Origin of the sequence: Saccharopolyspora taberi, assembly GCF_039534165.1 — a bacterium.
Lineage (GTDB): Bacteria > Actinomycetota > Actinomycetes > Mycobacteriales > Pseudonocardiaceae > Saccharopolyspora_D > Saccharopolyspora_D taberi.
Genome location: NZ_BAAAUX010000045.1, coordinates 1 through 25678 on the forward strand (window position 1 = coordinate 1; position 25678 = coordinate 25678).

The 25678-nt window shown below is 73.1% G+C and carries 18 protein-coding genes; 12 read left to right on the forward strand and 6 right to left on the reverse strand.

What is annotated here, in order from left to right; genetic code table 11:
* Positions 1 to 1869, reverse strand: a 1869-nt coding sequence (locus tag ABD691_RS32900) for an acyltransferase family protein (protein ID WP_344686277.1), incomplete at its 3' end; no start/stop codon positions are given.
* 257 nt (positions 1870 to 2126) lie between these two features.
* On the opposite strand from ABD691_RS32900, the gene ABD691_RS32905 reads away from it, so the two are divergent.
* Positions 2127 to 3455, forward strand: coding sequence for a hypothetical protein (locus tag ABD691_RS32905; protein WP_344686278.1), 1329 nt, complete (start codon positions 2127 to 2129; stop codon positions 3453 to 3455).
* A gap of 313 nt (positions 3456 to 3768) precedes the next feature.
* Here the strand turns inward: ABD691_RS32905 and ABD691_RS32910 are convergent, their stop codons facing one another.
* Entirely contained in the window at positions 3769 to 6987 is a 3219-nt protein-coding gene (locus ABD691_RS32910) for a glycosyltransferase (RefSeq protein WP_344686279.1), read from the reverse strand.
* Between the two features lie 153 nt (positions 6988 to 7140).
* Between ABD691_RS32910 and ABD691_RS32915 the strand changes: the two genes are divergently transcribed.
* The 6 genes from ABD691_RS32915 to ABD691_RS32940 all read left to right on the forward strand — a co-directional run bounded on the left by ABD691_RS32915 (position 7141) and on the right by ABD691_RS32940 (position 13702).
* Positions 7141 to 7389: a hypothetical protein gene (locus ABD691_RS32915; protein WP_344686280.1), complete on the forward strand. Its 249-nt coding sequence runs from the start codon at positions 7141 to 7143 to the stop codon at positions 7387 to 7389.
* Positions 7382 to 8833 carry a sensor histidine kinase gene (locus ABD691_RS32920; protein ID WP_344686281.1) on the forward strand — a complete coding sequence of 484 codons (1452 nt, stop codon included), beginning with the start codon at positions 7382 to 7384 and terminating at the stop codon, positions 8831 to 8833. Before ABD691_RS32915 ends, ABD691_RS32920 begins: the two co-directional genes overlap by 8 nt.
* Positions 8830 to 9492 carry a response regulator transcription factor gene (locus tag ABD691_RS32925; RefSeq protein WP_344686282.1) on the forward strand — a complete coding sequence of 221 codons (663 nt, stop codon included), beginning with the start codon at positions 8830 to 8832 and terminating at the stop codon, positions 9490 to 9492. The genes ABD691_RS32920 and ABD691_RS32925 overlap by 4 nt, the downstream gene beginning before the upstream one ends.
* 521 nt (positions 9493 to 10013) lie before the next feature.
* On the forward strand, positions 10014 to 10901 hold the full coding sequence (locus ABD691_RS32930; protein ID WP_344686283.1) for a DMT family transporter: 888 nt from the start codon (positions 10014 to 10016) through the stop codon (positions 10899 to 10901).
* 199 nt (positions 10902 to 11100) lie between these two features.
* Positions 11101 to 12552 (forward strand): SLC13 family permease, encoded by a 1452-nt coding sequence (locus ABD691_RS32935; RefSeq protein ID WP_344686284.1) that lies wholly within the window; start codon positions 11101 to 11103, stop codon positions 12550 to 12552.
* A 13-nt stretch (positions 12553 to 12565) separates the two neighbouring features.
* On the forward strand, positions 12566 to 13702 hold the full coding sequence (locus ABD691_RS32940; RefSeq protein ID WP_344686285.1) for a glycerate kinase family protein: 1137 nt from the start codon (positions 12566 to 12568) through the stop codon (positions 13700 to 13702).
* 46 nt (positions 13703 to 13748) lie between these two features.
* On the opposite strand, the gene ABD691_RS32945 is transcribed toward ABD691_RS32940, so the two are convergent.
* The 3 genes from ABD691_RS32945 to ABD691_RS32955 form a co-directional block, all read right to left on the reverse strand.
* Entirely contained in the window at positions 13749 to 15809 is a 2061-nt protein-coding gene (locus tag ABD691_RS32945) for a putative bifunctional diguanylate cyclase/phosphodiesterase (RefSeq protein WP_344686286.1), read from the reverse strand.
* A gap of 158 nt (positions 15810 to 15967) precedes the next feature.
* A complete protein-coding gene (locus tag ABD691_RS32950; RefSeq protein ID WP_344686287.1) occupies positions 15968 to 17767 on the reverse strand; it encodes a gamma-glutamyltransferase family protein in 1800 nt (599 codons plus the stop codon).
* Positions 17768 to 19477 (reverse strand): oxygenase MpaB family protein, encoded by a 1710-nt coding sequence (locus ABD691_RS32955; protein WP_344686288.1) that lies wholly within the window; start codon positions 19475 to 19477, stop codon positions 17768 to 17770. It abuts the gene before it with no gap.
* A gap of 118 nt (positions 19478 to 19595) precedes the next feature.
* Here ABD691_RS32955 and ABD691_RS32960 point away from each other — a divergent pair, with 118 nt between their 5' ends.
* The gene (locus tag ABD691_RS32960) at positions 19596 to 20438 is read left to right on the forward strand and encodes an aldo/keto reductase (protein ID WP_344686289.1); all 843 of its coding nucleotides are present in this window, start codon (positions 19596 to 19598) and stop codon (positions 20436 to 20438) included.
* Here the strand turns inward: ABD691_RS32960 and ABD691_RS32965 are convergent.
* Positions 20435 to 21748: a UDP-glucose dehydrogenase family protein gene (locus ABD691_RS32965; RefSeq protein WP_344686290.1), complete on the reverse strand. Its 1314-nt coding sequence runs from the start codon at positions 21746 to 21748 to the stop codon at positions 20435 to 20437. The genes ABD691_RS32960 and ABD691_RS32965 overlap by 4 nt on opposite strands.
* A 171-nt stretch (positions 21749 to 21919) precedes the next feature.
* Between ABD691_RS32965 and ABD691_RS32970 the strand changes: the two genes are divergently transcribed.
* The 4 genes from ABD691_RS32970 to ABD691_RS32985 all read left to right on the forward strand — a co-directional run bounded on the left by ABD691_RS32970 (position 21920) and on the right by ABD691_RS32985 (position 25610).
* Entirely contained in the window at positions 21920 to 22882 is a 963-nt protein-coding gene (locus tag ABD691_RS32970; RefSeq protein ID WP_344686291.1) for an aldo/keto reductase, read from the forward strand.
* A 373-nt stretch (positions 22883 to 23255) separates the two neighbouring features.
* Entirely contained in the window at positions 23256 to 24014 is a 759-nt protein-coding gene (locus ABD691_RS32975; protein WP_344686292.1) for an SDR family NAD(P)-dependent oxidoreductase, read from the forward strand.
* Between the two features lie 106 nt (positions 24015 to 24120).
* Positions 24121 to 24435, forward strand: coding sequence for a hypothetical protein (locus tag ABD691_RS32980; RefSeq protein ID WP_344686293.1), 315 nt, complete (start codon positions 24121 to 24123; stop codon positions 24433 to 24435).
* On the forward strand, positions 24432 to 25610 hold the full coding sequence (locus ABD691_RS32985) for a hypothetical protein (RefSeq protein WP_344686294.1): 1179 nt from the start codon (positions 24432 to 24434) through the stop codon (positions 25608 to 25610). The genes ABD691_RS32980 and ABD691_RS32985 overlap by 4 nt, the downstream gene beginning before the upstream one ends.
* Positions 25611 to 25678 lie beyond the last annotated feature (68 nt).

Sequence of the window (25678 nt, forward strand, 5' to 3'; positions counted from 1 at the left end):
CGGAGCCGGGTCGGGTGCGGCGGAGCGGCGGGACGCCGGGTCGAGCGGAGCCGGGTCGGGTGCGGCCGGGCGACGGGACGCAGAGTCCGGCGCGGCCGGGTCGGGTGCGGCCGGGCGACGGGACACCGAGTCCAGCGCGGCCGGGTGGCGGGTCGGCGGATCGACCGGAGCCGGGTCCGGCACGGCGGAGCGGCCAGAGTCCGGTGGCGAAGCCGGGTCCATCGCGGCGGCTCGGCGGGTCGGCGGGTCCAGCGGAGCTGGGTCCGGCGCGACCGGGCGGCGGGACGCAGAGTCCAGCAAGGCCGGGTCCAGCGCGGCCGGATCCAGCGCGGCCGAGCGACGGGAATCCGGGTCCAGCGGAGACGGGTCCGGCGCGGCCGGGCGACGGGACGCCGAGTCCAGCGCGGCCGGGCCTGACGCCGACGGACGGCGGGTCGGCGGGTCGACCGGAGACGGGTCCATCGCGGCGGGCCGGCGAGTCGGTGCATCCAGCGGGTCCGGCGCGGCCGGACGGCGGGACGCCGGGTCCGGCGGAGCCGAGTCCAGCGCGGCATCGGCGGGATCGCGCTGGGCCGAGCGGCGGGACGCCGGATCCAGCGCCGAAACCCGGTCCAGCGGCGGAGCCGCGGGGCGCGGACCGCGCGGCGGCGACGGGACGGCGGCCCGCCGGGTCGGCTCGGGCTCCTCGCCGAGATCGCCGAGATCGCCGGGGTCAGCGGGGCCGTCGAGGTCAGCAAGATCGCCGGGATCGCCACCGTCCGCGTCCGCCTCGGGTTCCTCCCGGGACTTGGCAGGCTTGCGCTCCGGCGGGGTGATGTAGTGCCGCAGGCGCATGGTCGGTTCCTCGACGTAGCGCCAGGACAGCGTTCCCATCACGTACGCCAGCGGTGCCGCGCACAGCAGCATCAGGTACTGGTTCGCGATCCCCGCCATCGCGAGCAGCTGCTGGATCGGGAAGCCCCAGACGTACACGCCGTAGCTGCCGTTGACCCAGACCCCCGGGACCTCCAGGCGGGACGGCCAGAAATGACCGGTGACGATCACCGCGTAGCTGACCGCGAAGCACATCCAGAACGAGCCGACCTGGTTGTTCGGCATCAGCGCCAGGACCGCCAGCCCGGCGATCGCCGCGGTCGGCGACAGCGGGATCCGGTACAGGTTGAGCACCACGCCCGCCGCGAACGCGACCAGGAACGCCACCAGCGACTCGATCGGCACGCTCAGCAGCGAACCCGCCGACTCCGCGCCGGGCAGGTTCTCCAGGTGCCGGTCCCAGGCGATCAGCAGCACCAGCGCGACCACCGCCAGCCAGCGGAACCGGTCCCGGCCCGCGCCGAGCAGCAGCAGGACGTACAGCCCGCCGTAGGCCAGCAGCTCCATCGGCAGCGTCCACAGCGAGCCGTTGACCGCGTCCGGCCACGGGTTGTCCAGGAACACCCCCGGCAGCTCGTGCTTGAGGGTCAGCAGGCCCGCGTTGTTGACGACGTACCCCCAGGTGCCGTTCGCACCGAAGTACTCGCCGACCGGGAGCTTGGTCACCATCGGCCCGATGATCAGCGCCATCCCCAGCGACACCGTGAGCATCGGCGGCCACAGCCGCAGGACCCGCTTGGCCGCGAACCTCGCCGGGTGCGGGTCGCGGATCCAGCTCTCGGTGATCTGGAAGCCGCTCAGGGCGAAGAAGCCCATGAGCACGCCCTCGTCGGGCTGGATCGGCCACTCCGGCGGGAACAGCTCGCCGGTACCGACCAGCGGTGAGCTGTGGCCGTAGATGACCACCAGCGCACCGATCATGCGCAGCCAGGCGAAGCCGTGGTTGGGCGGGGCGAACAGCTCCGGGCGGGCGTGGACGACTCGCGCCTCACCCACCCAGATCACCCCATCACGCGAACTTCCCCCGCCATCCCTGGAACGCTGCGTAGCGTAGCCCGCCCCGGACGATCTATGGAGGCAGTTCACCCCTGTCCCCGAGCCCGGCCATCCGTCCGGAGCACCGGTCACCGGCCGCAGGGCGTTCCACCTGCCGGATCGTTATCCGGCCGGTGCACCCGGCCGCGGGGCCTGGGTGCAAAATGGCGGTCGATCGCCATTTGGGGTGCGGTCGCCAATCCGGAAAGGGCGCATCGGTGACCTGGCAAGACGAGCTGCAACATCTCGACGCCGAACTCGCGGCAGGACGCATCTCCGCCGAGGAGTACCGCAACCGCCGGGACGCCGCGCTCGGTCGGGCCAAGGCGGAGGCCGAGTCCGGACCGTCGTCCGGCGGGTTCCCCGCGCAGCAGCCCGAGTCCGGACCGTCCTCCGGCGGATTCCCCGCGCAGCAGCCCGAGACGGGGCCGCCCTCGGGCGGATTCCCGCAGCAGCAGGAGTCGGGCCCCTCGTCCGGCGGGTTCCCCGCGCAGGACTCCGGCGGGTTCCCCCAGCAGGAAGCTCCGCAGCAGCAGGGCAGCCCGTTCCCGCCCGCGTTCAACTGGGGCACCGCCGCGCAGCAGCAACCGCAGCAGCCCGGGTCGAACGACGCGACGCAGGTCGTGCAGAACCCGCTGTTGCAGCAGCAGCCCGCGCAGCAGAGCGACAACGAGAGCACCCAGGTCGTCAACCTCAACCAGACGCCGCCGCAGCAGCCCTGGCCCGGTCAGCAACAGCAGCAGGCCCAGTGGCCGCAGCAGCAGGGCTGGAACAACCCGGAGCCGCCGAGCACGCCGTGGGGCGACGGTGACGTGCCCGCCACCGAGCACGGCGACACCAGCTGGATGCGGCAGGGCCCGGAGGTCTTCGACAGCGCGGGCAAGTCCGGCAAGGGCAAGATGATCGCCGGCGTGTCGATCGGCGCGGTGCTGCTGGTCGGCGTGATCGTCGCGGGCGTCTTCTACTTCACGTCCCAGGGCGGGGAGCAGCCGTCCCCGCAGAACCCGCCGACGGCGCAGCCGCAGACCCCGCCCACCAGCTCCCTGCCGGAACCGCCCGCGGCGAAGGCGCCCCCGGCGAGCTCGCAGGAGGTGCTGGTCGCCCTGCCCGGCGCGCCGAACCCGTGGAACGGCCCGCTGGACCCGGCCTCGCTCGGCGGCGGCAAGAGCGGCCTGCTCCAGCCGCAGGCGGTGCGCGACTTCGCGCTGCAGAACGGCTTCGTGGACGGCTGGTTCACCGGCAGCGCCGAGGGCACCACGCCGAAGACGACGCTGCTGGCGCTGCGGATGCCCGACCAGAACAGCGCCTCCGGCGTGGTCGAGAAGTACCTGGGCGCGCAGCAAGGTCTGTCCAGTGTGGACGACCTGTCCTTCCAGGGTGTGGACGTGGTCAACACCGGCGGCACCTTCCGGACCGCCTACGTGGTGCACAACTGGGTCGTGATCGTCGACGTCAGCGCGGGGAACGACAAGCCCGCCGCCCGCGAGCTGTTCAAGTCCACGCTCGACCAGCAGTTGCAGCAGAGCCCGCCGACCGTGCGGAAGTGATCTGAGTACCTGTCTTTGATCTCGTCTTGCTCAGCGGTGCAGGTAGCGGAACCTCAGAACTTGTCTTTGAACTCGTCTTGCGTAGCGGTGCGAGCAGCGGAACCTCAGGCGCCCGCTGGCTGCGGTAACTTTTTCCGACGTATGCCAATACGACGGAAAAAGCTGTCCTCGCCAGCGAACGCCTGAGAACCCGCGGCGGTGCCGGTTGCGTGCGTGGGCCAAGCGGCTGACGCCGCTTCGAAGATCAAAAACAGGCTCTCTGACGCGAAGAACGGGCGGGATGCGGCGAAGCATCCCGCCCGTTCTGCTTCGGTCAGGCGGTGGCGGCGAGCAGCGCGCGCAGCGCGGCGAGGGAGACCGCGGGGCCGAACTGGGCGTCGACCGCGGCCTTGCCCGCGTCCGACAGCCGCCGCCAGGTCTGGTCGTCGGTGAGCAGCCGGACCACGGCGTCGGCGAGGCCGCGGGCGTCGTCGGCGACCAGGACGTCCCGGTCGTCGGCCAGGTGCATGCCCTCGGTCGCGACCGAGGTCCCCACGACGGGAACGCCGCTGCCCAGGCTCTCGCCGACCTTGCCCTTGACGCCGGCGCCGAACCGCAGCGGAGCCAGCGTCACGCGGCTGCGCTGGTACATCGGCGCCAGGTCGGCGACCCAGCCGTGCACCTCGACGCCCTTGCCCGCAAGCGAAAGCACGTCCTCGGTGGGGTTGCTGCCGACGACGTGCAGCACCGCGTCCGGGCACTTCTCCCGCACCAGCGGCATGATCTCCTCGGCCGCCCAGCGTGCCGCGTCGCCGTTCGGCGGGTGGTCGAAGCTGCCGACGAACAGCACGTCGCGCCGCCCTTCCGGCCGCGCCGGGCGCCGGTCGACCTCGTGCACGTTCGACAGCACCCGCACGTCGGCCTCCGGCACCAGCTCGGCCAGCAGCCGCTGTTCGGCCTCCGACACGACGAACGTGACGTCGCAGCTGCGGGTCAGGCCCAGCTCCATCTGCCGCGACGCGAACGCCTTGCGGCGCAGCGCTTCCGCCCCCGCGGTGTCGCCTTCTGCCTCGGCGAGCGCAGCCTGCCGCTCCAGCCGCAGGAAGTGCACGTCAACCGTGTCGTAAGCGACGACCGCCTGCGGCGCGCAGGTGCGCAGCTCCTCCAGCAGGCTCCACGCGACCTGCGGGCGGGACAGCAGCGCGAGCGAGATCTCCGACCCGGCCTCGGCCAGGAACGCCTGCTGGAGCTCCGGCGCGGGCAGCACGGTGACGCCGAGCTGCTGGAGGTCGGTGGTGTAGGGCTCCAGCCGGGCGTGGTTGCCGGGGAAGAACACCACCCGGCAGCCCAGCTCCACCAGCTGCCGGAGGATGCGGCGGATCCGCACCGAGCCGGAGTCGAAGTCCGGGCGCGGGACCTGGTGGTCCTTGACCAGCACGATCGGGCCGCGGTGACCCGCGCTGCCGCGCTGGCGCGCCAGCCACAGGTTGCGCGGCGAGGCTTCCGGCAGGTGCTCGGCGGCCAGCGTGTCCGCCCACTTCTCGACGAACGCCTCGCGGTTTAGCTCCTGGTGGCGCTTCACGCCGCTGTTGAGGTCCGTGCCGTTGGACACGCCCTCGTGGTGCACGACCACGGCCTTGGGCTGCACGACGGTCCGGTAACCGGCCGCCCGGACCGCGAACGCGAGGTCGGTGTCCTCGTAGTAGGCCGGGGCGAACCGGGTGTCGAAGCCGCCGACCTGGCGGAACACCTCGGCGCGCACCAGGATCGCCGCGCCGGAGCAGTAGTCGACGTCGCGAACGTTGCCGAACTCCGCGCCGTTCGGGTCGCCGCCGCGGCCGTAGTTCCAGCCGTTGCCGTCGGACCAGACGATGCCGCCGCACTCCTGGAGCCTGCCGTCCGGGTAGACGAGCTTCGCGCCGACCAGGCCGATCCGCTCGTCGGAGGTCATGGTCTCCATCAGGACGTCCAGCCAGGACTCGGTGACCTCGGCGTCGTTGTTCAGGAAGAACAGGTGCTCGCCGCGGGCGTGCTCGGCGCCGAGGTTGCAGGCGCCGATGAAGCCGAGGTTGCGCTCGGCGCGGACCAGCCGCACTCCCTCGCAGGCGGCGAGCTTCTCGGCGCTGTCGTCCGGGGAGGCGTCGTCGACCACGATCACCTCGAACGGCACCGACACCAGGTGCCCGCCCAGGAACCGCAGGCACTGCCGGGTGTAGGGCCACTTCCCGTGCACCGGCACGATCACGCTGACCACCGGCCGGTCGCTGTGCGGAACCGGCAGCGGACCGGTCTCCACCGCCTCGACCTCGGTCCGCACGCCGGGCTTGCGGCCCAGCGCGATCTCGTAGACGTCCCGGCGCGCGGTGCCGCGCGGTGCCACCCGCTCCACGACCTGCCGGTACTTCGACACCGCGCGCTGCACCAGCGCGGAGTTCTGCGCCGCCAGCTCGGCGTTCTCCGCGCTCAGCTCCGCCGAGCGCTGCTCGGCGTCCGCGGCCCGCCCCTCCAGGTGCGCGACGCTGCCCCGCAACCACTCGATCCGCGCCGCGTCCCGCTCCGCGCTCCGCCCGGCCTCCGCCAGCTCGGCATCGGCCGCCGCGCGTTCCCGCTCCGCGGTCTCGGCGCGCTGCTCCTCGGCCTGCCGCAGCGACTCCAGGCGTGCGATGGCCGCCTTCAGCTCCTCGGCTTCGGCGCGGCTGCGCTGGTAGAGCTCGTTGAGCTTGGCGACGTCGGCGACCGCCGAGTCGCGCTGCTCGACGACCGCGTCACCGGCGCCGCGCGCGAGCGTGAGGTCGGCGTCGAGCAGCACCGCGGCGGCGGGCAGCTTGGGAAGCGGCTTGTCCGAGGCGAAGCCGACGAGGTAGGTGTGCGGCAGGCCCTGCTCGACCGTCCAGCCCGGCCCCTGCCTGCGCAGCGTCTGCAACCGGACGCCCTCGATCGCCGCGTCCGGGTCGCCGGGGTCGGCCGCCGACAGCACCGAGCCGACCGCCACGTTCTGCCGGAGCATCGCGACGTGCCGGAAGGCGCCCTCCAGCAGGGACTCGAACTCGCCCGCGGTGAGCTCCTTGACGTGGAACGGGTTGTCGTTGCCGTGCTCGTGCTGGTAGACGGCCGTGTCCGGGGTGCTGACCAGCAGCAGCCCGCCGCGCACCATGCGGGCGCGGACCAGGGCCAGCACGGCGTCGTGCTCGGCGACGTGCTCGATGGCCTCGAAGCAGACGACCACGTCGAAGGGCTTCTCGTCGGCCAGCAGCTCGGGATCCGTGATCGATCCGGCGCGGAAGGTGACGTCGCGGCCACCGTAGGTCCGGTTGGCGTGCTCGACGGTGGCCTCGTCGATGTCGACACCGACGACCTCGGCGCCCGCGGCCGCCAGCAGCGCGGCGCCGTAGCCCTCGCCGCACGCGAGGTCGAGCACCCGCTTGCCCCGCACGAACCGGGCCGCGAGCGCGTAGCGGTGGTAGTGCTCGTAGATCACCTGGACGTCGTCGGCCCACGGAACGCAGCGTTCCCCGGTCCAGTCGATGAGCCGCCGGTCGGTGTTGTCGTCCATCTCGTCCCTCGCCCGCGTGAATTCTGCTGGCAGGCTAGCGCGTCGCGATCGGCGCGCGGTCCCGGATCGGACCGGCCGGGAACGGCCTTCATGAAAAAGCTCTCATCCCGCCTTCATCGGAGTTCGCCCGGTCGGGAGGTAACAGTGGTGGGCATGAGGTCGGTTCCCCGCACGGTCCTGCTGATCGCGGCGCTCGCGCTGCCGATCGCGGCCGTTCTGGTCAGCTTCGCCGTCACCGACGGCCCGCGGACGCCGGACGTGCCCGCGCGGGTGGAGATAGGCAGCTCACCGGGCCCGGACCCGACGGTCGCGCCCGCGCCGCCGCCCCCCGAGCACCCGCCCGCCCAGCTCCCGCCGCCGAAGCCGGACGATGACGACGACGAAGACGACCTCGATGACTGAGCCGGTTCAAAGGCAGGGCACGGTGCGCAGGCAGGGCACCCGGATCCCGGCTCGCGCGCAGATCATGGGCTGGATGCTGCTCGTGCTGGTGGTGGTGCTGCTGGCCGTGGTGCTGCTGGTGCGGCAGTTCCTGCACAACGACGTCCGCAACCAGGTCACCGCCGCGATGGAGCAGGAGGCGCGGGAGTTCACCGCGTTCGCCGAGACCGGGCGGCATCCGGTCACCCGGCAGCTGCTGACCGATCCGCGCACGCTGTTCCGCTCCTACCTGGAGACCCAGTACCCGGACGCGGCCGAGGCGCTGGTGGGCGTGTGGCGCACCCCGGCCGGGCTGGAGCCAGTGACGCAGGCGCCGGACCGGTTCAAGGCGCTGGCCGCGGATCCGGTGCTGCTCGCGCAGATCGTCGACTCGCCGGAGCACTTCGGCACGGTCCAGACGGCAGCGGGCGAGATGCGCTGGGTCAAGGTGCGCGCGGTCAACGACGGCATCGACGGCTGGTTCGTCACCGAGCACTACCCGGCGGAGGCCACCGCCGACGCCGACCAGACCGTGCGGATGCTGCTGCTGGTCAGCGCGTTGGGCGTGCTGTTCGCGGCGATCGCGTCGTGGGTGGTGGCGGCCCAGATCCTCGCGCCGGTGCGCACCGTCCGGCAGGCCGCGGCCGAGATCAGCGAGCACGACCTGACCCGCCGCATCCCGGTCGAGGGCCGCGACGACATCGCGGCGCTGGCCGATCAGTTCAACGCGATGCTCGACCGGCTGGAGGACGCCTTCCGCACCCAGCGGCAGTTCGTCGACGACGCGAGCCACGAGCTGCGGACGCCGATCACGATCGTGCGCGGAAACCTCGAACTGCTCGGCGACGACCCGGCCGAACGGGAGGAGGTGGTCCGGCTGTGCACCGACGAGCTGGACCGGATGACCCGGATCGTGGAGGACCTGCTGATCCTGGCCAAGTCCGAGCGGCCGGACTTCGTCTCCCGGGCCCCGGTGTCGCTGGCGGAGCTGACCAGCGACATCGAGGCCAAGGTCCGCTCGATCGCGGACCGCAGGTGGCTGCTGGACGGCATCGGCGAGGGCGAGGTGCCGCTCGACGAGCAGCGGGTGACCCAGGCGATGGTGCAGCTCGCGCAGAACGCGGTGCAGCACACCGAGCCGGGGTCGGAGATCCGGATCGGTTCGCGGCTGGACCGCGAGCACGTGCGGCTGTGGGTCGCCGACCGCGGGCCGGGGGTCGACCCGGCGGAGGTCGAGCAGATCTTCGAGCGGTTCGCGCACGGCAGCGGTCCCGGGCGCGGCGGCGCGGGCCTGGGGCTGGCGATCGTCAAGGCCATCGCCGACGCGCACCACGGCCGGGTGCTGGTGCGCTCCGAGCCGGGCCGCGGCGCGACCTTCGAGTTGGAACTGCCCGTCACCGAGACCGTTGAGGAGCAGCACCCATGAGCAAGATCCTGATCGCCGAGGACGAATCCCGGATCGCGGCCTTCATCGAGAAGGGCCTGCGCGCCAACGGGTTCAGCACCACCGTCGTCGGCGACGGCGAAGCGGCCCTGGACTACCTGATCACGGGCGACTTCGACCTCGTGGTGCTCGACCTGGGACTGCCGGGCCGCGACGGGTTCTCGGTGCTGCGCGCGGCGCGGGCCCAGCACCGCACGGTCCCGGTGATCATCCTGACGGCCCGGGACTCGGTGCACGACACGGTCGCCGGTCTCGAAGGCGGCGCGGACGACTACATGACCAAGCCGTTCCGGTTCGAGGAGCTGCTCGCCCGGGTCCGGCTGCGGCTGCGGCCCGCGGACCGCACGCCGGAGGTCACGGTGCTGCGCGACGGGGACCTGTCGCTCGACCTGCGGACGCGGCGCGCGCAGGTGCCGCAGGCGACGGTGGACCTCACGGCACGGGAGTTCTCGATGCTGGAGCTGTTCCTGCGGCACTCGGGTCAGGTGCTGTCGCGGGAGCAGATCCTCTCCCACGTCTGGGGGTACGACTTCGATCCCGGGTCGAACGTCGTGGACGTTTACGTGCGCGCGCTGCGGCGGAAGATCGGGGCCGAGCGGATTCAGACCGTTCGGGGCATGGGGTACCGGCTCGGCGTTTGAGCGGCGGGGGGGCGGGGAGCTGGGTCGGCGCAGGGCGGGGCGGCGCAGCGGCGGGGTCGTCGGGGGCGCAGCGGCGAGCGCGAGGGGGCGGCGTCGGCGCTTTCGGCCGCCGTCGGGCACGCGGCGGCAGGGGCGTTCCGTCCCGGCATCGGTTCGGCACGAGCCCCGCACCGCCGACCACGAGCCCCGCACCACCGACCAGCCGTCACCGTTCGGCCTCGACACCTGGGAGCCGAGCTTCTGCCCCGCCACCAGGCCACTCCGCCGCCCGCTCGGCCGCCCACTCCGCCGCCCGAACCGCCGGCGACCCCGCCGCCCAACGACACCCCGCCCGCCCCCGCCGGGCGACGGCGGCCTCCCCCGTTATGGTGAAGCCGTGAACTCCTACTGGCGTCGCGTCACTCCGCCGCCCGCTGCCTGACGGGCGCGGGTAGGTCCCTTCGGCAGGTCGCTCGGCGGCCTCGCACTTCAGCACGCGCCCGTTCGCGGCAGTCCCTGCTCCGGCGAACGGAAGAGTTCACGTGTCCGACGACGTCATCGCTTCACCTGTCCACACCTTCACCTCCGGGCCCCTGCCCGTCCTGGTCGCCGCCGCGCTGTGGGGCACCACCGGGACCGCGGCGACCTTCGCGCCTCCCGGTGCGAGCCCGCTGTCCATCGGCGCGGCGACCATGGGGATCGGCGGGCTGCTGCTGGCGCTGCTCGCCGGGCGCTCCGCGCTCGGCGTGCTCCGCTCGGCGCGGCCCGGTCTGCTGCTGCTCGGCGCGCTGTCGATCGCCGTCTACCCGCTCGCCTTCTACACCGCGATGGCCTGGGCCGGCGTTGCCGTCGGCACCGTCGTCACGCTCGGGTCCGCACCCGTTTTCGCCGCGCTGATCGAGCGGGTCGCCGACGGGGTCCGGCTCGACGGGCGGTGGGCTTCGGCCGCGGCCGTCACGATCGTCGGCGGCGGGCTGCTCTGCGCCGACGGCGAGCGGGTGGAGGGTTCGTTCCCCGGGATCCTGCTCGGGTTGCTGGCCGGCCTCTCGTACGCCGCGTACTCCTGGGTGGCGGCTCGGATCCTGCGGCGCGGCCACGGTTCCCGGGCCGTGATGGGCGCGCTGTTCGGCGTGGCCGCCCTGGCGCTGCTCCCGGTCCTGGCGTGGACCGGCGGCCCGCTGCTGAGCACCCCGACCGGCGTGGTCGTCACGCTGTACCTGGCGGTGGTTCCGATGGGCCTGGCCTACGTCCTGTTCGGCTCCGGGCTGCGGCACACACCGGTCCGGGCGGCCACGACGCTGAGCCTGCTCGAACCGGTCGTGGCCGCGCTGCTGAGCCTGCTCGTGGTCGGTGAGCGGCTCGGGTTCGCGGGCTGGCTGGGGATGGCGCTGATCGGCGCCGGGCTGGTGCTCGTCAGCCTGCGCCGCTGAGCCGAAGTTGTGCACAGCTGTGGACAACTCGCTCCACAGCTGTGCACAACCTGCAGATGAACTGTGATTTCCCCAGGTCGCGAGTTGTGCACAGAGTTATCCACAGGCTGTGTACAAGTTGTCCCAGGTGATCAGTTCATGAACGCGCCCTCACCGAAGATTCACGAACACCTCAGCCCTGGGACACATCGTTGGTCCCATGCCGGTCCGAACCGAGTACGCGACGCCGCTGCGCCCGCAGCGGGCCGTCGGCGTCGAGCGCGGTGAGCGCGGCTGGGCGCTGGGGATCACGCTCGCCGCACTCGGTCTGCTCGGCGGGGCCGCGCTGCTGATGGGCCCGCCGCCGGGCGGGCTGCGCGAGACCGCGGTCGTCGTGGTGTTCGCCGCGGCCGTGGTCGGCTGGGTCAGCAACCGCTTCGACGACACCCACATCGCGCTGGTCGCCGCGACCGCGCTGGTCCTGTTCGGCGCCCTCGACGCGGACGACCTGTTCGCCACCCTCGGCGGCGAGCAGATCTGGCTGCTGGTGGCCGCGTTCGTGCTCGCCTCCGGCGTCAGCCGCACCGGCCTCACGGCGCGGGCCGCGGTCGCGCTGATCGGTCGCGCCCGGACCGCCCGCGGCCTGGTGCACCTGGTCACCGCCGGGCTGCTGCTGACCGCGCTGCTGGTGCCGAGCACCAGCGGCCGGGCCGCGCTCGTGCTGCCGGTGTTCACCGTGCTCGCGGACGCGTTCGCCGACCGCAGGCGGCTGGTGCACGCGCTCGCGCTGCTGTTCCCGACCGTTGTGCTGCTGTCGGCGGTCGCCACTCTCGTCGGCGCCGGCGCCCACCTGATCACGAGCCAGCTGCTCGCCGAAACCACCGGCGAGGGCATCGGGTTCGCGCAGTGGCTGCTGTGGGGTGCGCCGCTGGCGATCGCGAGCAGCCACCTGGCGGCCGAGCTGGTCCTGCTGCTGTTCACCGGGCGCGCGGACCGGCGGGCGCGGCTGACCGTCGACGCGGCAGAACTCCGCCGCGCAATGGGAATCCCGAAGCACATCCGCCGCACCGAGATCCGCGCCGCCGCGCTGCTGCTCGCGGTCGTGGTCCTGTGGAGCACCGAGCAGCTGCACGGGCTGCCGCCCGCGCTGATCGCGCTCGGCGGCGCCCTGCTGGTCACCTCGCCTAAGGTCGGCGCGGTCAAGCTGGGCACGGCCGTCGCCGAGATCCCCTGGTCGATGCTGCTGTTCATGGCCGCGACCACCGCGCTCGGGCTGGCGCTGACCTCGTCGGGCGTCGCCGACGCGATGGCCGCGGCGGTGCTGCACGGGAGCAGCGGGCCCGCGCTGCTGGTGTCGGTGGTCGTGGCCAGCGCGCTGGCGCACCTGCTGGTGCAGTCGCGCTCGGCTCGTTCGTCGGTGCTGATCCCGCTGGTGATCCCGGCCGCCGCGGCGGTGGGGATGAACCCGGTCGCGCTGGCCTTCGCCTCCACCGCCGCGGCCGGGTTCTGCCACACCCTGCCGTCCTCGGCCAAACCGGTCGCGCTGTTCTCCGCCCACTACACCCCGCGCGACCTGCTGACGCTGTCCGCCGCACTCGGTCCGGCGCTCGTCGGCCTGGTGCTGCTGTTCGCCACCCAGGTCTGGCCGGTCCTCGGCCTGCCGCTGAAGTAGGAGGAACTTGATCATGCTGCGCTTCGCCGTCGCCCCGACGGGTTTCAAGGAGTGCCTCGACGCCGAAGCGGTCGCCGAAGCCATCGGCACCGGCATCCGCCGCGTCGTGCCCGGCGCGCTGATCGACACCGCCCCGCTGATCGACGGCGGCGAGGGGTCGGCCCGGCAGCTCGCCCGCAGCACCGGCGGCGAGCTGGTGCCGGTGGAGGTGACCGGGCCGGTCGGCGACCCGGTGCGGTCCCACTTCGCGCTGCTCGGACCGCGCACGGCGTTCGTGGAGCTGGCCGCGGCGGCGGGGCTCTCGCTGGTCCCGGCCGACCGGCGCGACCCCGGCCGCACGACCAGCCGGGGCGTCGGCGAGCTGGTGGCCGCCGCGCTGGACGCCGGCGCGGAGAAGATCATCATCGGCTGCGGCGACTCCGGGATCTGCGACGGCGGGGCCGGGGCGCTGCGGGCGCTGGGCGCGCGGGTGCTCGACGCGTCCGGCGACGAGCTGCCCGAGGGCGGCGCCGCGCTGTCCCGCACCCGCCGGATCGACACCCGGGACCTGGACGCCCGGATCCGCGGCGTCGACCTGGTCCTCGCGACCAACCCGCGGAACCTCCTGGACAGCGTCGCGCGGGTCTTCGGGCCGCAGAAGGGCGCGACCGCCGAGCAGGTCGAGGAGCTGTCCGCGGCGATGCGGGTCTGGGGCGACGTCCTGCGCAGGCACAGCGGAACCCGGTTCGGGCGGCTGCCCGGCAGCGGCGCCTCCGGCGGGCTCGGCGCGGGACTGGCCGGGGTGCTCGGCGCGTCGCTGCGGTCGCGGTTCGACGTGCTGCTCGACGCCGCCGACGTGGAGCGCAGGCTCGCGGCGGCGGACCTGGTGATCACCGGCGAGGGCGCGATCGACGCGTCCACCGCGCTCGGCAAGATCCCGGCCGAGGTCGCGCGGCTGGCCAAGCGGCACGGCAAGCCGGTGGTCGCGATCGCGGGCACGATCGGCGCCGGGGCCGACACCAGCTACGACACCGGCATCGACGCCATCGCCGGGATCCTGACCGGTCCCGTCGACCTCGCCGACGCGATCAGCCGGGCGCCCGAGCTGATCGCCGCCGCCACCGCGCGGACCCTGCGGATGCTGCTGCTCGGGCGGGCTCTGGCGGCTTGAGCGCCGCCAAGTCGGCCACCGTCCCGTTCAATTAAAGGTTTGCCGCTCATTTGAACGTTTTCAGGGGCCCGCTCCTGATCAGCTCGGCGAGTTCCCCGCCGGGCACGGCCCGGGAGAACAGCCAGCCCTGGTAGGCGTCGACCGGGATCGACCGCAGGACGTCGAACTGCTCCACCGTCTCCACGCCTTCGGCGACGGTGGAGCAGCCCAGCGCCCTCGCCAGCTCGGTCACGGTGCGGACCAGCACGTAGTCGTAGGTGCTGCCCGCGATCTCGTCGATGAACGTGCGGTCGATCTTGATGATCTGCGCCGGGAACTGCCTGATCCTGGTCAGCGACGAGTAGCCGGTGCCGAAGTCGTCCACCGCGAACCGCACACCCCGGTCGCGCAGCGCGCTCATGGCGGCGCGCATCCGGGACGGCAGGTCGACGATCGCGGTCTCGACCAGCTCCAGCACGATCCGGTTCCAGTCGATGCCGCTGTCGGCGACCGCGCGCTCGATCAGGTCGGTGAAGACCGTGAACCCGGGCATCAGCTCCGCCAGGTTCACCGACACCGACACCGGCTGCCCGGTCGGCGGCGTCGGCCAGCTCGCCGCCTCGCGCAGCGCGGTGCGCAGCGCCCACGCGTCGAGGTCGGCCAGCATCCCGCTCTGCGCGGCGATCGGCAGGAAGTCGACCGGCGTGAGCAGCCCGCGCTCCGGGTGCGGCCAGCGCACCAGCGCCTCGGCGGACACGATCGTGCCGTCGGCCGACACCGAGGGCTGGTAGTGCAGCACCAGCCGGTCCTCGTCGAGCGCCCGGCGCAGCTCGGTCTCCATCCGCAGCTGGCCGTCGAGCGAACCGATCAGCGTCGGCCCGGCCACCGCGATGCTGGTGTGCCCGTACTTCTTGGCCTTCAGCGCCGACGCCGACGCGACCCGCAGCAGGTCCTCGCCCCGCCCGCCGGAGTCGCCCGCCACCGCCACCCCGATCAGCGCGGCGACCTGCACCACCTGGCCGCGCACCGGCAGCGTCGCCCGCATCAGCCCGGACACCGTGGTCGCCACCGCCGGAAGCCCGCCGGCGGCGTCGACGTCCGGGCAGATGACCGCGAACTCGTCGGCCGCCGCGCGGGCCACCGACCAGCCCTCCGGCAGGTTCGCCTCCAGCCTGCGCGCCATCGCGATCAGCACGTCGTCCCCGGCGGCGTAACCCAGCGACTCGTTGATCCGGTTGAAGTTGCGGATGTCGCAGTACAGCACTGCCGCCCGCTCGGGGTGGGCGTCGGCGAGCAGCTCCGGAACGGCCGCGCGGTTCCACAGCCCGGTCAGCTCGTCGTGCCGGGCCCAGTAGCGCAGGGCCTCGGCCTCCTGGTGCCGGTGGGTGACGTCCTCGTAGACCGCGAGCCAGAACGGTTCGCCGTTCGGCTGCTCCGAGCTGGCGATGTGCACCTCGCAGTACACCCGCCGCCCGTCCGCGCGGGTCAGCGACCATTCCTGCACCTTGGGCTCGTCCGGCGGGTTCCCGCTGCGGAACGCCTCGGCCAGCATCTCGAACCCGGGATCGTCCGCGCAGATCATCGTGGTGATGTGCCTGCCCCGCATGTCCGCCGCCGAGTGGCCGAGCAGCTCGCACATCGCGTCGTTGCAGTCCAGCACGTAGCCGAACCGGTCGAACAGGCAGATCGCGACCGGGGTCAGGCCGTAGAGGTCGCGGAACAGCTGGCGGGAGGACTCCAGGCGGCTGTGCATCTCGGTGTCGTCCCGCATGACCTTCGCGTAGCCGCGCAGCTCGCCGGTCGACGACCACAGCGCGGTGGTCACCACGTGCGCCCAGAACCGGTTCCCGTCCCGGCGGACCCGCCAGCCCTCGTCGATGTGGGTGCCCTGCTCCCTGGCCCGGTCGAGGATCCACTGCGCGTGGCCCGCCTCCACCTGCTCGGCGGTGTAGACGTCGGCGAGACCGCCGATCACGTCCGCCGCGGGTGCGCCGAGGATCTCCTCCGCGCCGGCGTTCCAGCTGGTGACCACACCGGCCGGGTCGAGCGTGTAGATGGCGTAGTCGCGCAAGGAGAGTCCCAGCTCACCGATCAGATCCCGGTCCGTGTGAACACCCGCGTCAACCATGTCCACCTCCCCTGGACGAAGGCAGGTACTCAGTGTCGCCAGGAATGCGATGCGGCGCACGCAGCCGTTATCACGGTCTGTGTCGGGGCTCTCAGATCCCTGGCCCTGAATTTACTCCTAACAGGGAGGAACGCCCGATACGCAATGACCCGAAGTGATCAGCGGCCGGCGGCGTAGCCCTGCGCGCCGCGGGCGTTGGCGGCGGCGCGCAGCAGGCCGGTCTCCGGGTCGCGGGCGACCGCCGACAGGCGGCCGAGCGCCCACGGACCCGCGTCGAGCACGTCGTGGCCGCGGCGGCGGAGCTCGGCGATGCGGTCCTCCCCCAGCCGGGACTCGACCACGAGCCTGCCCGGCTCCCAGGTGCGCGGGTAGAAGGACCCGGGGAACGCGCCGCTGTGCCAGGCGGGCGCGTCGATCGCCTGCTGGAGGTTCAGCCCGCCGTGGACGTGGGCGAGCCAGAAGCACAGCTGCCACTGGTCCTGCTGGTCGCCGCCCGGCGTGCCGAAGGCCAGCACCGGGTCGCCGCCGCGCAGCGCCAGCGACGGGCTCAGCGTGATCCGGGGCCGCCTGCCCGGGGCCAGCGAGTTCGGCAGGCCCTCGTCGAGCCAGAACATCTGCGCCCGGCTGCCCAGGCAGAACCCGAGCTCCGGGATCGTCGGCGAGGACTGGAGCCAGCCGCCGGACGGCGTCGCCGACACCAGGTTCCCCCACCGGTCCACCACGTCCACGTGCACTGTGTCGCCCCGGCTCTCGCCGGTCGGCGACACCGTCGGCTCGCCGAGCCCGACCCCGCTGGGGTCCTTCGGACCACCCGCGCCGCGCGCCAGCGCGATGTGCGCGGGCAGCCGCGGGCTGCGCCCGCCCGGCGAGCCGGGGCGCAGCTCCAGTGAGGCGCGGTCGCCCAGCAACTGGCGCCGCGCGGCGGCGTAGTCGCGGGAGACCAGGTCGGCGAGGACGCCGGGATCGGCGGAGTCGCCGTAGAACGCCTCGCGGTCGGCGAAGGCGAGCTTGGCAGCCTCGGTCGCCAGGTGCACCGTGGCGGCGTCGGCGATGCCGCCGGTGAAGCCGAGGTCGGCGCCTTCGAGCAGGCGCAGCTGCTGGGCCAGGGCCGGGCCCTGGGACCAGATGCCGAACTTGGCCAGCGTCCAGCCGCCGGGCAGGTCGACGGTCAGCGGCTCCTCGTAGGTGGCCTGGAAGTCGGCGATGTCCTGGCCGGTCAGCACGCCCGAGTGGTCGCGGCCGGAGTTGTCGCGGCAGGGGGTGCGGACGAACTTGTCGATGGCCTCGGCGACGAAGCCCTGCGACCAGGCGCGGCGCGCGGCGTCGATCTGCGCCTCCCGGCCGGTCACCGCCTCGGCCTCGGCGAGCAGCCGTTCCCAGGTGTCGGCCAGCACCGGGTTGCGCAGCACGCTGCCCGGTGCCGGGGCCGCGCCGCCGTCGAGCCACCGGGCGGCCGAGGTCGGCCAGTGCTCGACGAACATCTCGCGGACCAGGTCGATGGTGCTGCTGATCCGCTCGACGATCGGGAACCCGTTGCGGGCGTAGCCGATCGCGTAGGACAGGACCTCGCGCAGCGACTTCGTGCCGTGGTCGCGCAGCAGCGTCAGCCAGCCGTCCCAGGCGCCCGGGACGGTGGTGGCGAGCAGGCCGGTGCCGGGGACCAGGTCGAGCCCGAGCTCGTCGCGGTAGTGCCGGATCGTCGCGCCCGCCGGCGCCGGGCCCTGGCCGCAGAGCGCGCGGGGACGGGGATCGGTGGCGGTGGTGAACAGCGCGGGCACCTCGCCGCCGGGTCCGTTCAGGTGCGGTTCGACCACCTGGAGGACGAATCCGGTCGCGACGGCGGCGTCGAAGGCGTTGCCGTCGGCTTCCAGGACGGCCATTCCCGCAGCGGACGCGAGCCAGTGCGTGGAGGCGACCATTCCGTGCGTACCGGCGAGTTCCGGGCGGGTCGTGAACACTCAGCCACTGTAGGTTCCTTCACCCCTTCGAGCGATACCCTGCACGTCCACCGCCAGGATCGGCACGCCCTCCGGCGAGTGCCCGGCGCGCGGCCTCGGCACGGCGACGTAACCGGTGAGCTCGGGCGGCAGCTCCAGCGGAACGCCGCGACCCCTGGTGAGGATGCGCAGCTCCAGCGCGCGGCGGAGCCGGGCGAGGCGGTTGTTGAGGCCCCGGCCCAGCGGGCGGTCCTCGATCCTGCGCACGGCGCCGACCAGTCCGGCGTAGCAGCGCAGCGCGCCCTGCCACAGCGGTGACCTCGGGACCGCGAGCCAGTCGGCGACCTCCTTGCCGACCATGCGGCGCAGCAGCGCGGGCACGACGCCGTGGAAGGCCCGGCCGGGCAGTGCGCCCGCATGGAGGTCGAGCAGGTGCCGGGTGAGCTCGACGCCCTCCGGCGAGGGTCCGGCGCTGCGGGCCAGCGCGGTGGCGAACAGCTGCCGGGCCTCCCCGACGGTCCGCGGCATCGCTTCCTCGCCGATGCCGAGGAACGCGCCCGCCACCCGCCAGATGTGCAGGTAGTCCTGCGCCTCCTGCGCGGTGACCCGGATCCGCAGCCGGTCCAGGAAGTCCAGGACCTGCACCGACATCGCCATCCACGAGATCAGCAGCTGCTCCTGCGAGGCCGGGGCGCCGTGCCGGATCTCGTCCCAGTTGCCGGTGGCGCGCAGGTGGTGGCGGACGGCGGCGTGGATGAGCCGGACCTTGACCGCGCCGACTGCGAACCGGCTACCGGGTGCGAAGGGTTCGGGCCGCATCAGGTCGAACGCGAGCTGGGCGGAGGCGGCGGTGCGGCGCTCGGGGTAGCGGAGGCGGTGGGCCACGCCCATCACCTTCGCGCCCAGCGGAACGGCGTAGGCCGTGGCCATCGAACCGAGCGCGAGCACGGTGCCCACGTGGATGCCGTCGTCGGCGAAGAACTCGCGGACCCGCGCCAGCCGCTCCCGATCGGCCCACTCCGGCGTGCGGCAGGCGGTCCGGACGAACTCGCGGAGGTTCGCGGGCAGGTCCGGCGGGAGTCCCGGGGCGGGTGGCTCTCTATCCGGCACCTCGCCGTTCGGCGGCTGGTCCGGCGCGTTCCCGTTCGACGACTGCCGCTCCCATACGTCGCTGTCGGGCGGCTGCCAGTCCGGCACGTCCGCGTCGGGCGGCTGCTGGTTCGGCACGTCCGCGTCCGGCGACTGCCACTCCCGCACCTCGCGGTCGGGCGGCCGTCGCTCCGGCACCTCCCCGTCGGGCGGCTGCTGGTTCGGCACGTCCCCGTCCGAAGACCGCTCACGCACCCCACGGGCCGGCGACTGCTGCCACTCCGGCGCCTCCCAGCCCGAAGACCACCGCTCACGCACCCCGCGAGCCCGCAGGCGCCACCCCGGCACCTCACCGTCCGGCCGCCGTCGCTCCCGCACCCCGCCATCGGACGGCTGCCACTCCGGCATCTCCCCATCCGAAGACCGCCGCGCCCGCGCCCCGCGGGCCGGCGGCTGCCAGCCCGGCACCCCGCGGCCCGAAGACCGCTGCTCCGGCGCCTCGCGGTCGGACGGCTGCCACTCCCGCAGGAGCCGGTTGACCTCGCCGAGCTGCCCGGACCTGGCCAGGTCCGCGATCAGCCGGTCGGCCGCCGGGTCACCCTCGCGCGCCAGCCGGTCCAGTGCTTCCCCGCTGATGTCCATGCGACCAGCGTCGGAGAACGCAAGCCCCCGCGCCGTCCCACTCACCTGCCAGCCCGGCCGAACCACCCGCTCGGGCGGGTTCCCCGGGCTATCGTCGGGCCGACCAACGAGGAGAGCGATGACTTCCAGCACTACGGGCGCCGACAACGCGGCCGACACCTTCACCATCGGCGGCGAGTTCCCGGTGCGCCGCCTCGGCTTCGGCGCCATGCGCCTGCCCGCCGCGCCCGCCCCCGACCGGGAGCGCGCCGTCGCGGTGGCCCGGCGGGCGGTGGAACTCGGCGTCACGCTGATCGACACCGCCCACATGTACGGGTGGGGCGCGAACGAGGAACTGCTCGCCGAGGCCCTGCACCCGTACCCGGAGGACCTGCTGATCGCCACCAAGGTCGGCATCGTCAGGTCCGAGCCGGACGGCTACGCCTACGACGCGAAACCCGAGAGCCTGCGCCGCCAGGTGGACGCGGGTCTGCGCCGGCTCCGGATCGAGCGCATCGGCCTGCTCCAGCTGCACCGGCTCGACCCGGAGGTTCCGATCGCCGAGCAGGTCGGCGCGCTCCGCGAGCTCCAGCAGGAGGGCAAGATCGGCCACATCGGGCTGTCCGAGGTCTCAGCCGCCGAACTGGCCGAAGCCCGGCGGACCGCCGAGATCGCGAGCGTGCAGAACCGCTACAACCTGCTGGACCGCGAGCACGAGCCGGTCCTGGAGGCGTGCGAGGCCGCCGGTATCGCGTTCCTGCCGTGGCGCCCGGTCGCACCCGACTCGGCGTCGCGGCTCGCGACCGCCGCCGCCGACCTCGGCGCGACCGTCCAGCAGGTCCTGCTCGCCTGGCTGCTCGCCCGGTCGCCGGTCGTGCTGCCGATCCCGGGGACCGCGTCGCTCGGTCACCTGGAGGAGAACGTGGCCGCGGCCGGTCTCCGGCTGACCGACTCCCAGCGGGAGTCGATCGAGCAGCTCTAGACCCCGACCGGTCTGCGGCCGACGCCGCGCCAGGACAACCCGGCGCGGCGCAGGACGTCGGGGTCGAGGTGGTTGCGGGTGTCGATCACGACCGGGCCCTCCAGCAGCCCGGCCAGCCGCGACCAGTCCAGCGCCCGGAACTCCTGCCACTCGGTCAGCAGCACCAGCCCGGCCGAGCCCTTGGCCGCCAGGTACGGGTCGTCGACCAGCGTCATGATCTCGGTCGGCTCCGGTTCGTCACCGCGCAGGCCCGGGTCGTAGGCGACCAGCTCGGCGCCCTCGGCGGCCAGCAGCCGGGCGACCGCCATCGCCGGGGAGTCCCGGAGGTCGTCGGTGCCCGCCTTGAACGTCAGCCCCAGCAGCCCGAGCCGCACGCCGCGCAGCGACGACTCGACGCCCACGCCGCAGGCGTCGGCGACCTTGGCCACCATCTGCTCCCGCTGCCGCGCGTTGGAGTCGATCGTCGCGCGCAGCAGCCCGAAGTCGAAGTCGGCCGCCTCGGCGACCTGCATCAGCGCGGCGGTGTCCTTCGGCAGGCACGAACCGCCCCAGCCAGGGCCCGGCTGCAGGAAGGACTGCCCGATCCGCCGGTCGTAGCCCATGCCCTCGGTGACGTCGGAGATGTTGGCGCCCAGCCGCTCGCACAGCTCGGCGATCGCGTTGACGTAGGAGAGCTTGGTCGCCAGGAAGCAGTTCGCCGCGTACTTGACCATCTCCGCGCTCGCCGCGTCGGTCAGCACCGTCGGCGCGCCCAGGCGCGCGTACAGCGCGGCGACCCGCTCCGCAGCGTCCTGGCTGTCGGAGCCGACGACGATGCGGTCGGGGTTGAGGAAGTCGTGCACCGCCGAGCCCTCGCGCAGGAACTCCGGGTTGCTCACCACCGGCACGTCCGGGCGGCCCACCAGCTCGGCGACCCGGGCCGACGTCCCGACCGGGACCGTCGACTTGGTGACCAGCACGCACCCGTGCGGCAGCCGCTCCCGCACCTCGCGGGTCACCGACTCCACGGCCGCCAGGTCCGCCGCGCCGCCGGAGCCCATCGGCGTCGGCACGCACAGGAACACGACCTCGGCCTCGTCGACCGCGCCGGCCGAGCCGACCACGAACTCCAGCCGACCGGCCGCGATGCCCTCCTGCACCAGCTCGGCCAGCCCGGGTTCCAGGATCCGCACCTCGCCGCGGGTGAGCTGCTCGACCTTGGCGGCGTCCACGTCGCTGCACACCACGCGGTGCCCCAGCGAAGCCAGGCAGGCACCCGTGGTCAGGCCGACGTACCCGGTTCCCACCACGACGATCCGACGGGCGAACACGGCCCACCACCTTCCCGAAAAATCCCAGGCTTCCCGAAAATCCCAGGTTGGAGCCTCGTCCCACAGGAATCGTGGCACACTCACGCGAAAGCGGAACCGACTTGGGCAAGTGTTCACCGCACGTATGTCGCTTGTGCCGTAACGGTGTCCTGCCGTTTAGGCTCACGCCCCGTGGAACAGCGACGTCTGGGCGAATCCGGTCTGTTGGTCAGCGCGGTCGGGCTCGGGTGCAACAACCTGGGCAGGCCGGGAACGGCGACGGAGTCGCTGTCGGGGGTCCGGGCGGTGGTCGACACCGCGCTCGACTGCGGCATCACCTTCTTCGACGTGGCCGACGTGTACGGCTCCCCGCGCGGGCGCAGCGAGGAACTGCTCGGCCAGGCGCTGTCCGGGCGCCGGGACAGCGTGATCATCGCGACCAAGTTCGGCATGGACATGCAGGGCTACAACGGCCCCGACTACGCGGCCCGCGGTTCCCGCAGCTACGTGCGCCGAGCTGTGGAGGCGTCCCTGCGGCGGCTGGGCACCGACTGGATCGACCTGTACCAGCTGCACCGGCCGGACCCGGTGACGCCGCTGGACGAGACCCTGTCGGTGCTCGACGACCTGGTCCGCGAGGGCAAGATCCGCTACGTCGGGCACTGCAACCTCGCGGGCTGGCAGATCGCCGACGCGGCCTGGACGGCGACCTCGGGCGGGCTGGCCACCCCGGTCTCGGCGCAGAACCACTACTCGCTGCTGGCGCGGGAGGCCGAGCGGGAGGTGATCCCGTCCTGCCGGAAGTTCGGGGTGGGCGTGATCCCGTACTTCCCGCTGGCCAACGGGCTGCTCACCGGCAAGTACCGGCAGGAGCAGGAACCGCCGGAGGGCAGCAGGCTGGCAGGCCGCGGCCAGGTGCTCGCGGACGCGCCGTGGGAGCGGATCGAGCGCCTGCGCGCCTTCGCCGAGCAGCGCGGAGTGCCGATGACCGCGGTCGCGGTCGGCTGGCTGACGGCGCAGGAGGTGGTCGGCTCGGTGATCACCGGCGCGACCACCCCGGAGCAGGTGCAGGCGAACGCCTCCGCCGGAACCTGGCGCCCCACCGCCGACGAGATGGACGAGATCGACTCGCTCTGCCCACCGCTCCGGCACTAGCTCCCACGCGCTTCGGACAGGGCTGGAAGCGGCGAGCGCCCCAGAACCACCCACAAAAACCGAAACCCCGAGCAACCCCGGAGCCCCGCCACGTCGCGTCACCCGAAGTCATCCCTCGGACGGACGGCGGAACCCCACCAGCGGCCGACGCGCGGAGGGCCCTGCCCCGATCACCCTGGCAGGCATGGAACTCCTCGGGTTCGCGGCGCTGTTCATCGGCCTCGCGCTGCTGGCGGCGCTGCCGCTGATGGCGCTGCTGGTGCTCGCCGACCGCGACCGCTGACGCCGTCGCTTCCTCGCCAACGGTGCGGTCCCAGGCCCCCGTCTGGTTAGAGTGCGACCGGCGGATCGCAGCGAACGCGAGGAGACCTTGATGCTGATCACCGAAACCGCGGCCATCGTCACCGGCGGAGCCTCCGGACTGGGCGCTGCCACGGCCAGAGCGCTGGCGTCCAAGGGCGCGCGGGTGTTCGCGGTGGATCTGCCGCAGGTGATCACCAACGCACCGGTCGTCGACGGGGTGAACTACGTCGGTGCCGACGTCACCGACGCCGACCAGGTGCAGACCGCCGTCGACCAGGCCGCGGGCGCCGGGGTGCCGCTGCGGATCGTGGTCAACTGCGCCGGGATCGGCCCGTCGGCGCGGGTCGTCGGCCGCAAGGGGCCGCACGACTTCGACCTGTTCCGCAAGGTCGTCGAGATCAACCTGATCGGCACCTTCAACGTGCTGCGGCTGGCCGCGGAGGCGATCGGCCGGACCGAGGCCGACGAGCACGGCCAGCGCGGCGTGGTGGTCAACACCGCGTCGGTCGCGGCGTTCGACGGCCAGATCGGGCAGGCCGCCTACGCGGCGTCCAAGGGCGGCGTGGCCAGCCTGACCCTGCCCGCCGCGCGCGACCTGGCGTCCTCGGGCATCCGGGTCATGACCATCGCGCCGGGCATCATCGACACCCCGATGCTGGCCACCGTCAGCGACGAGTTCCGCGCCGGGCTGGCCGAGAGCGTGCCGTTCCCGAAGCGGCTGGGGGCGCCGGAGGACTTCGCCCAGCTCGCGATCGACATCGTCGAGCACGACTACCTCAACGGCGAGGTCATCCGGATGGACGGTGCCCTGCGGATGGCGCCGCGGTAAACGAAACGCGGCCAGTCCGGAACCGCGGGCGGGCGGCGGACGTCCTTGCTCATGCAAGCTCTGCCGCCCCGGTCGGCGGCGGAGCGCTCAGGGAAAGGACTGACCGATGGGTGACGGCGGCTTCGCCACGGACACCGACCAGCTGAGGAAGGGCGCGAAGACCTACCTCGGCAACCTGATCGAGGACCTGGAGGCGGCCCAGCGCGTCCTCCAGGAAGCGGGCAACTTCACCGACGCGTTCCGGGGCCAGGGGTCGCTGTTCAACGGCATCACGGGTTTCTGGGACGACACCCACCACTACGTGCTGCGGGTGCTCGCCGACAACACCGAGAACATCAGGCTCTCGCAGCAGGCGCTGGTCGAGATCGCCGACCGGTACGACCAGGACGACCAGTCGGGTGCGGAGGGGATGCCGGGATGAGCGCGACGGACCAGGCCGCCTGGGCGCGGCAGATGGAAAAGCACGAGGAGGCCATCCGCACGGTCTGGGCCGAGGACGGCATCCGGCACCTCGCGCCCGTGCCCGGCGTGGGTCTCCAGCCCCCGGGCCCCGGCCGGGAGCAGCCCCGCCCCGGCCACCCGGTGACGGGCTTGTTCGACAACATCCCGGACTCGGCGATGAACGAGTGGCACCGGATCGACAAGCGGCTGCACGAGCTGTTCAGCACCGAGTTCCTGTCCGGCGACCTGGAGCCGACCCGCAGGCTGCTCGAAACCCTCGGCCGGGCCCCGCTGGGATCGGTGCGGTCGGGCACCGGGCTCAGCCAGGCGAGCCTGGAGCAGAAGCAGGTCGAGCTGGACACCTCCGCGCAGGAGAACCTCCGCAAGCTCGACGTCGACCTCCAGGAGTGGGAGGGCGACGCGGCGGGCAACTTCAAGAAGCACCTGATCGACCTGGAACTCGCGATCGGCGCGTGCCAGGACCGCATCGCCGCGATGTACCGGGCGGTCGCGCACTACGAGCGCGCGCTGAAGGCGTTCCGCAAGGACGTCCTCAAGGCGGTCAACGGCACCTACGCCCAGTTCGAGGAGGCCGAGGAGCTCCAGAAGAAGGTGGCGCTGACGGTGCTGGGCTCGGTGGTCGCCACCGGCGCGGCGCTGGTGGCGGTGCCGGTGGCGAGCGGCGCGCTGGCGTCGGTCGCGGCCTGGTCGGCGGTGGGTTCGGCGCTGACCTCGGGCGGGATCGGGGTGACGAACCTGACCATGGGCGGCGCCTCGAAGGGCGAGGCCGTGGAGAACATGGTCAAGATCGGCGACCAGCTCGTCGAGGACGCCCAGGAGGCGGCAGGCCGCGTCGGCGAGGCGCTGTACCGGGTGACGGTGCTGAGCACCGGCAAGAACCTCAACGAGGTCCGGCCGCAGCGACCGAAGATCGTCACCGACGAGAAGTTCGACCCGGACGAGTTCCGGCACGAGGACCAGCCCGACGAGGTCACCGACCGGACCAGCACCGACGACCTGGTCCAGGAGCCGAAGAAGGACGCCGACCCGGACCGCGACCACCACGTCCGGCGCCCGCGCGACTTCTGGGACAACCTCCGCGACCCGTTCGGCACGGAACGGCAGCCGGACGCTTACGAGGAACAGGGGCGCTGACGCCGGTGCGCCTTCCGGGCCGGTCCAGCCGTCCGGAAGGCGCACGGGTCAACGCACCCGCCCGCACC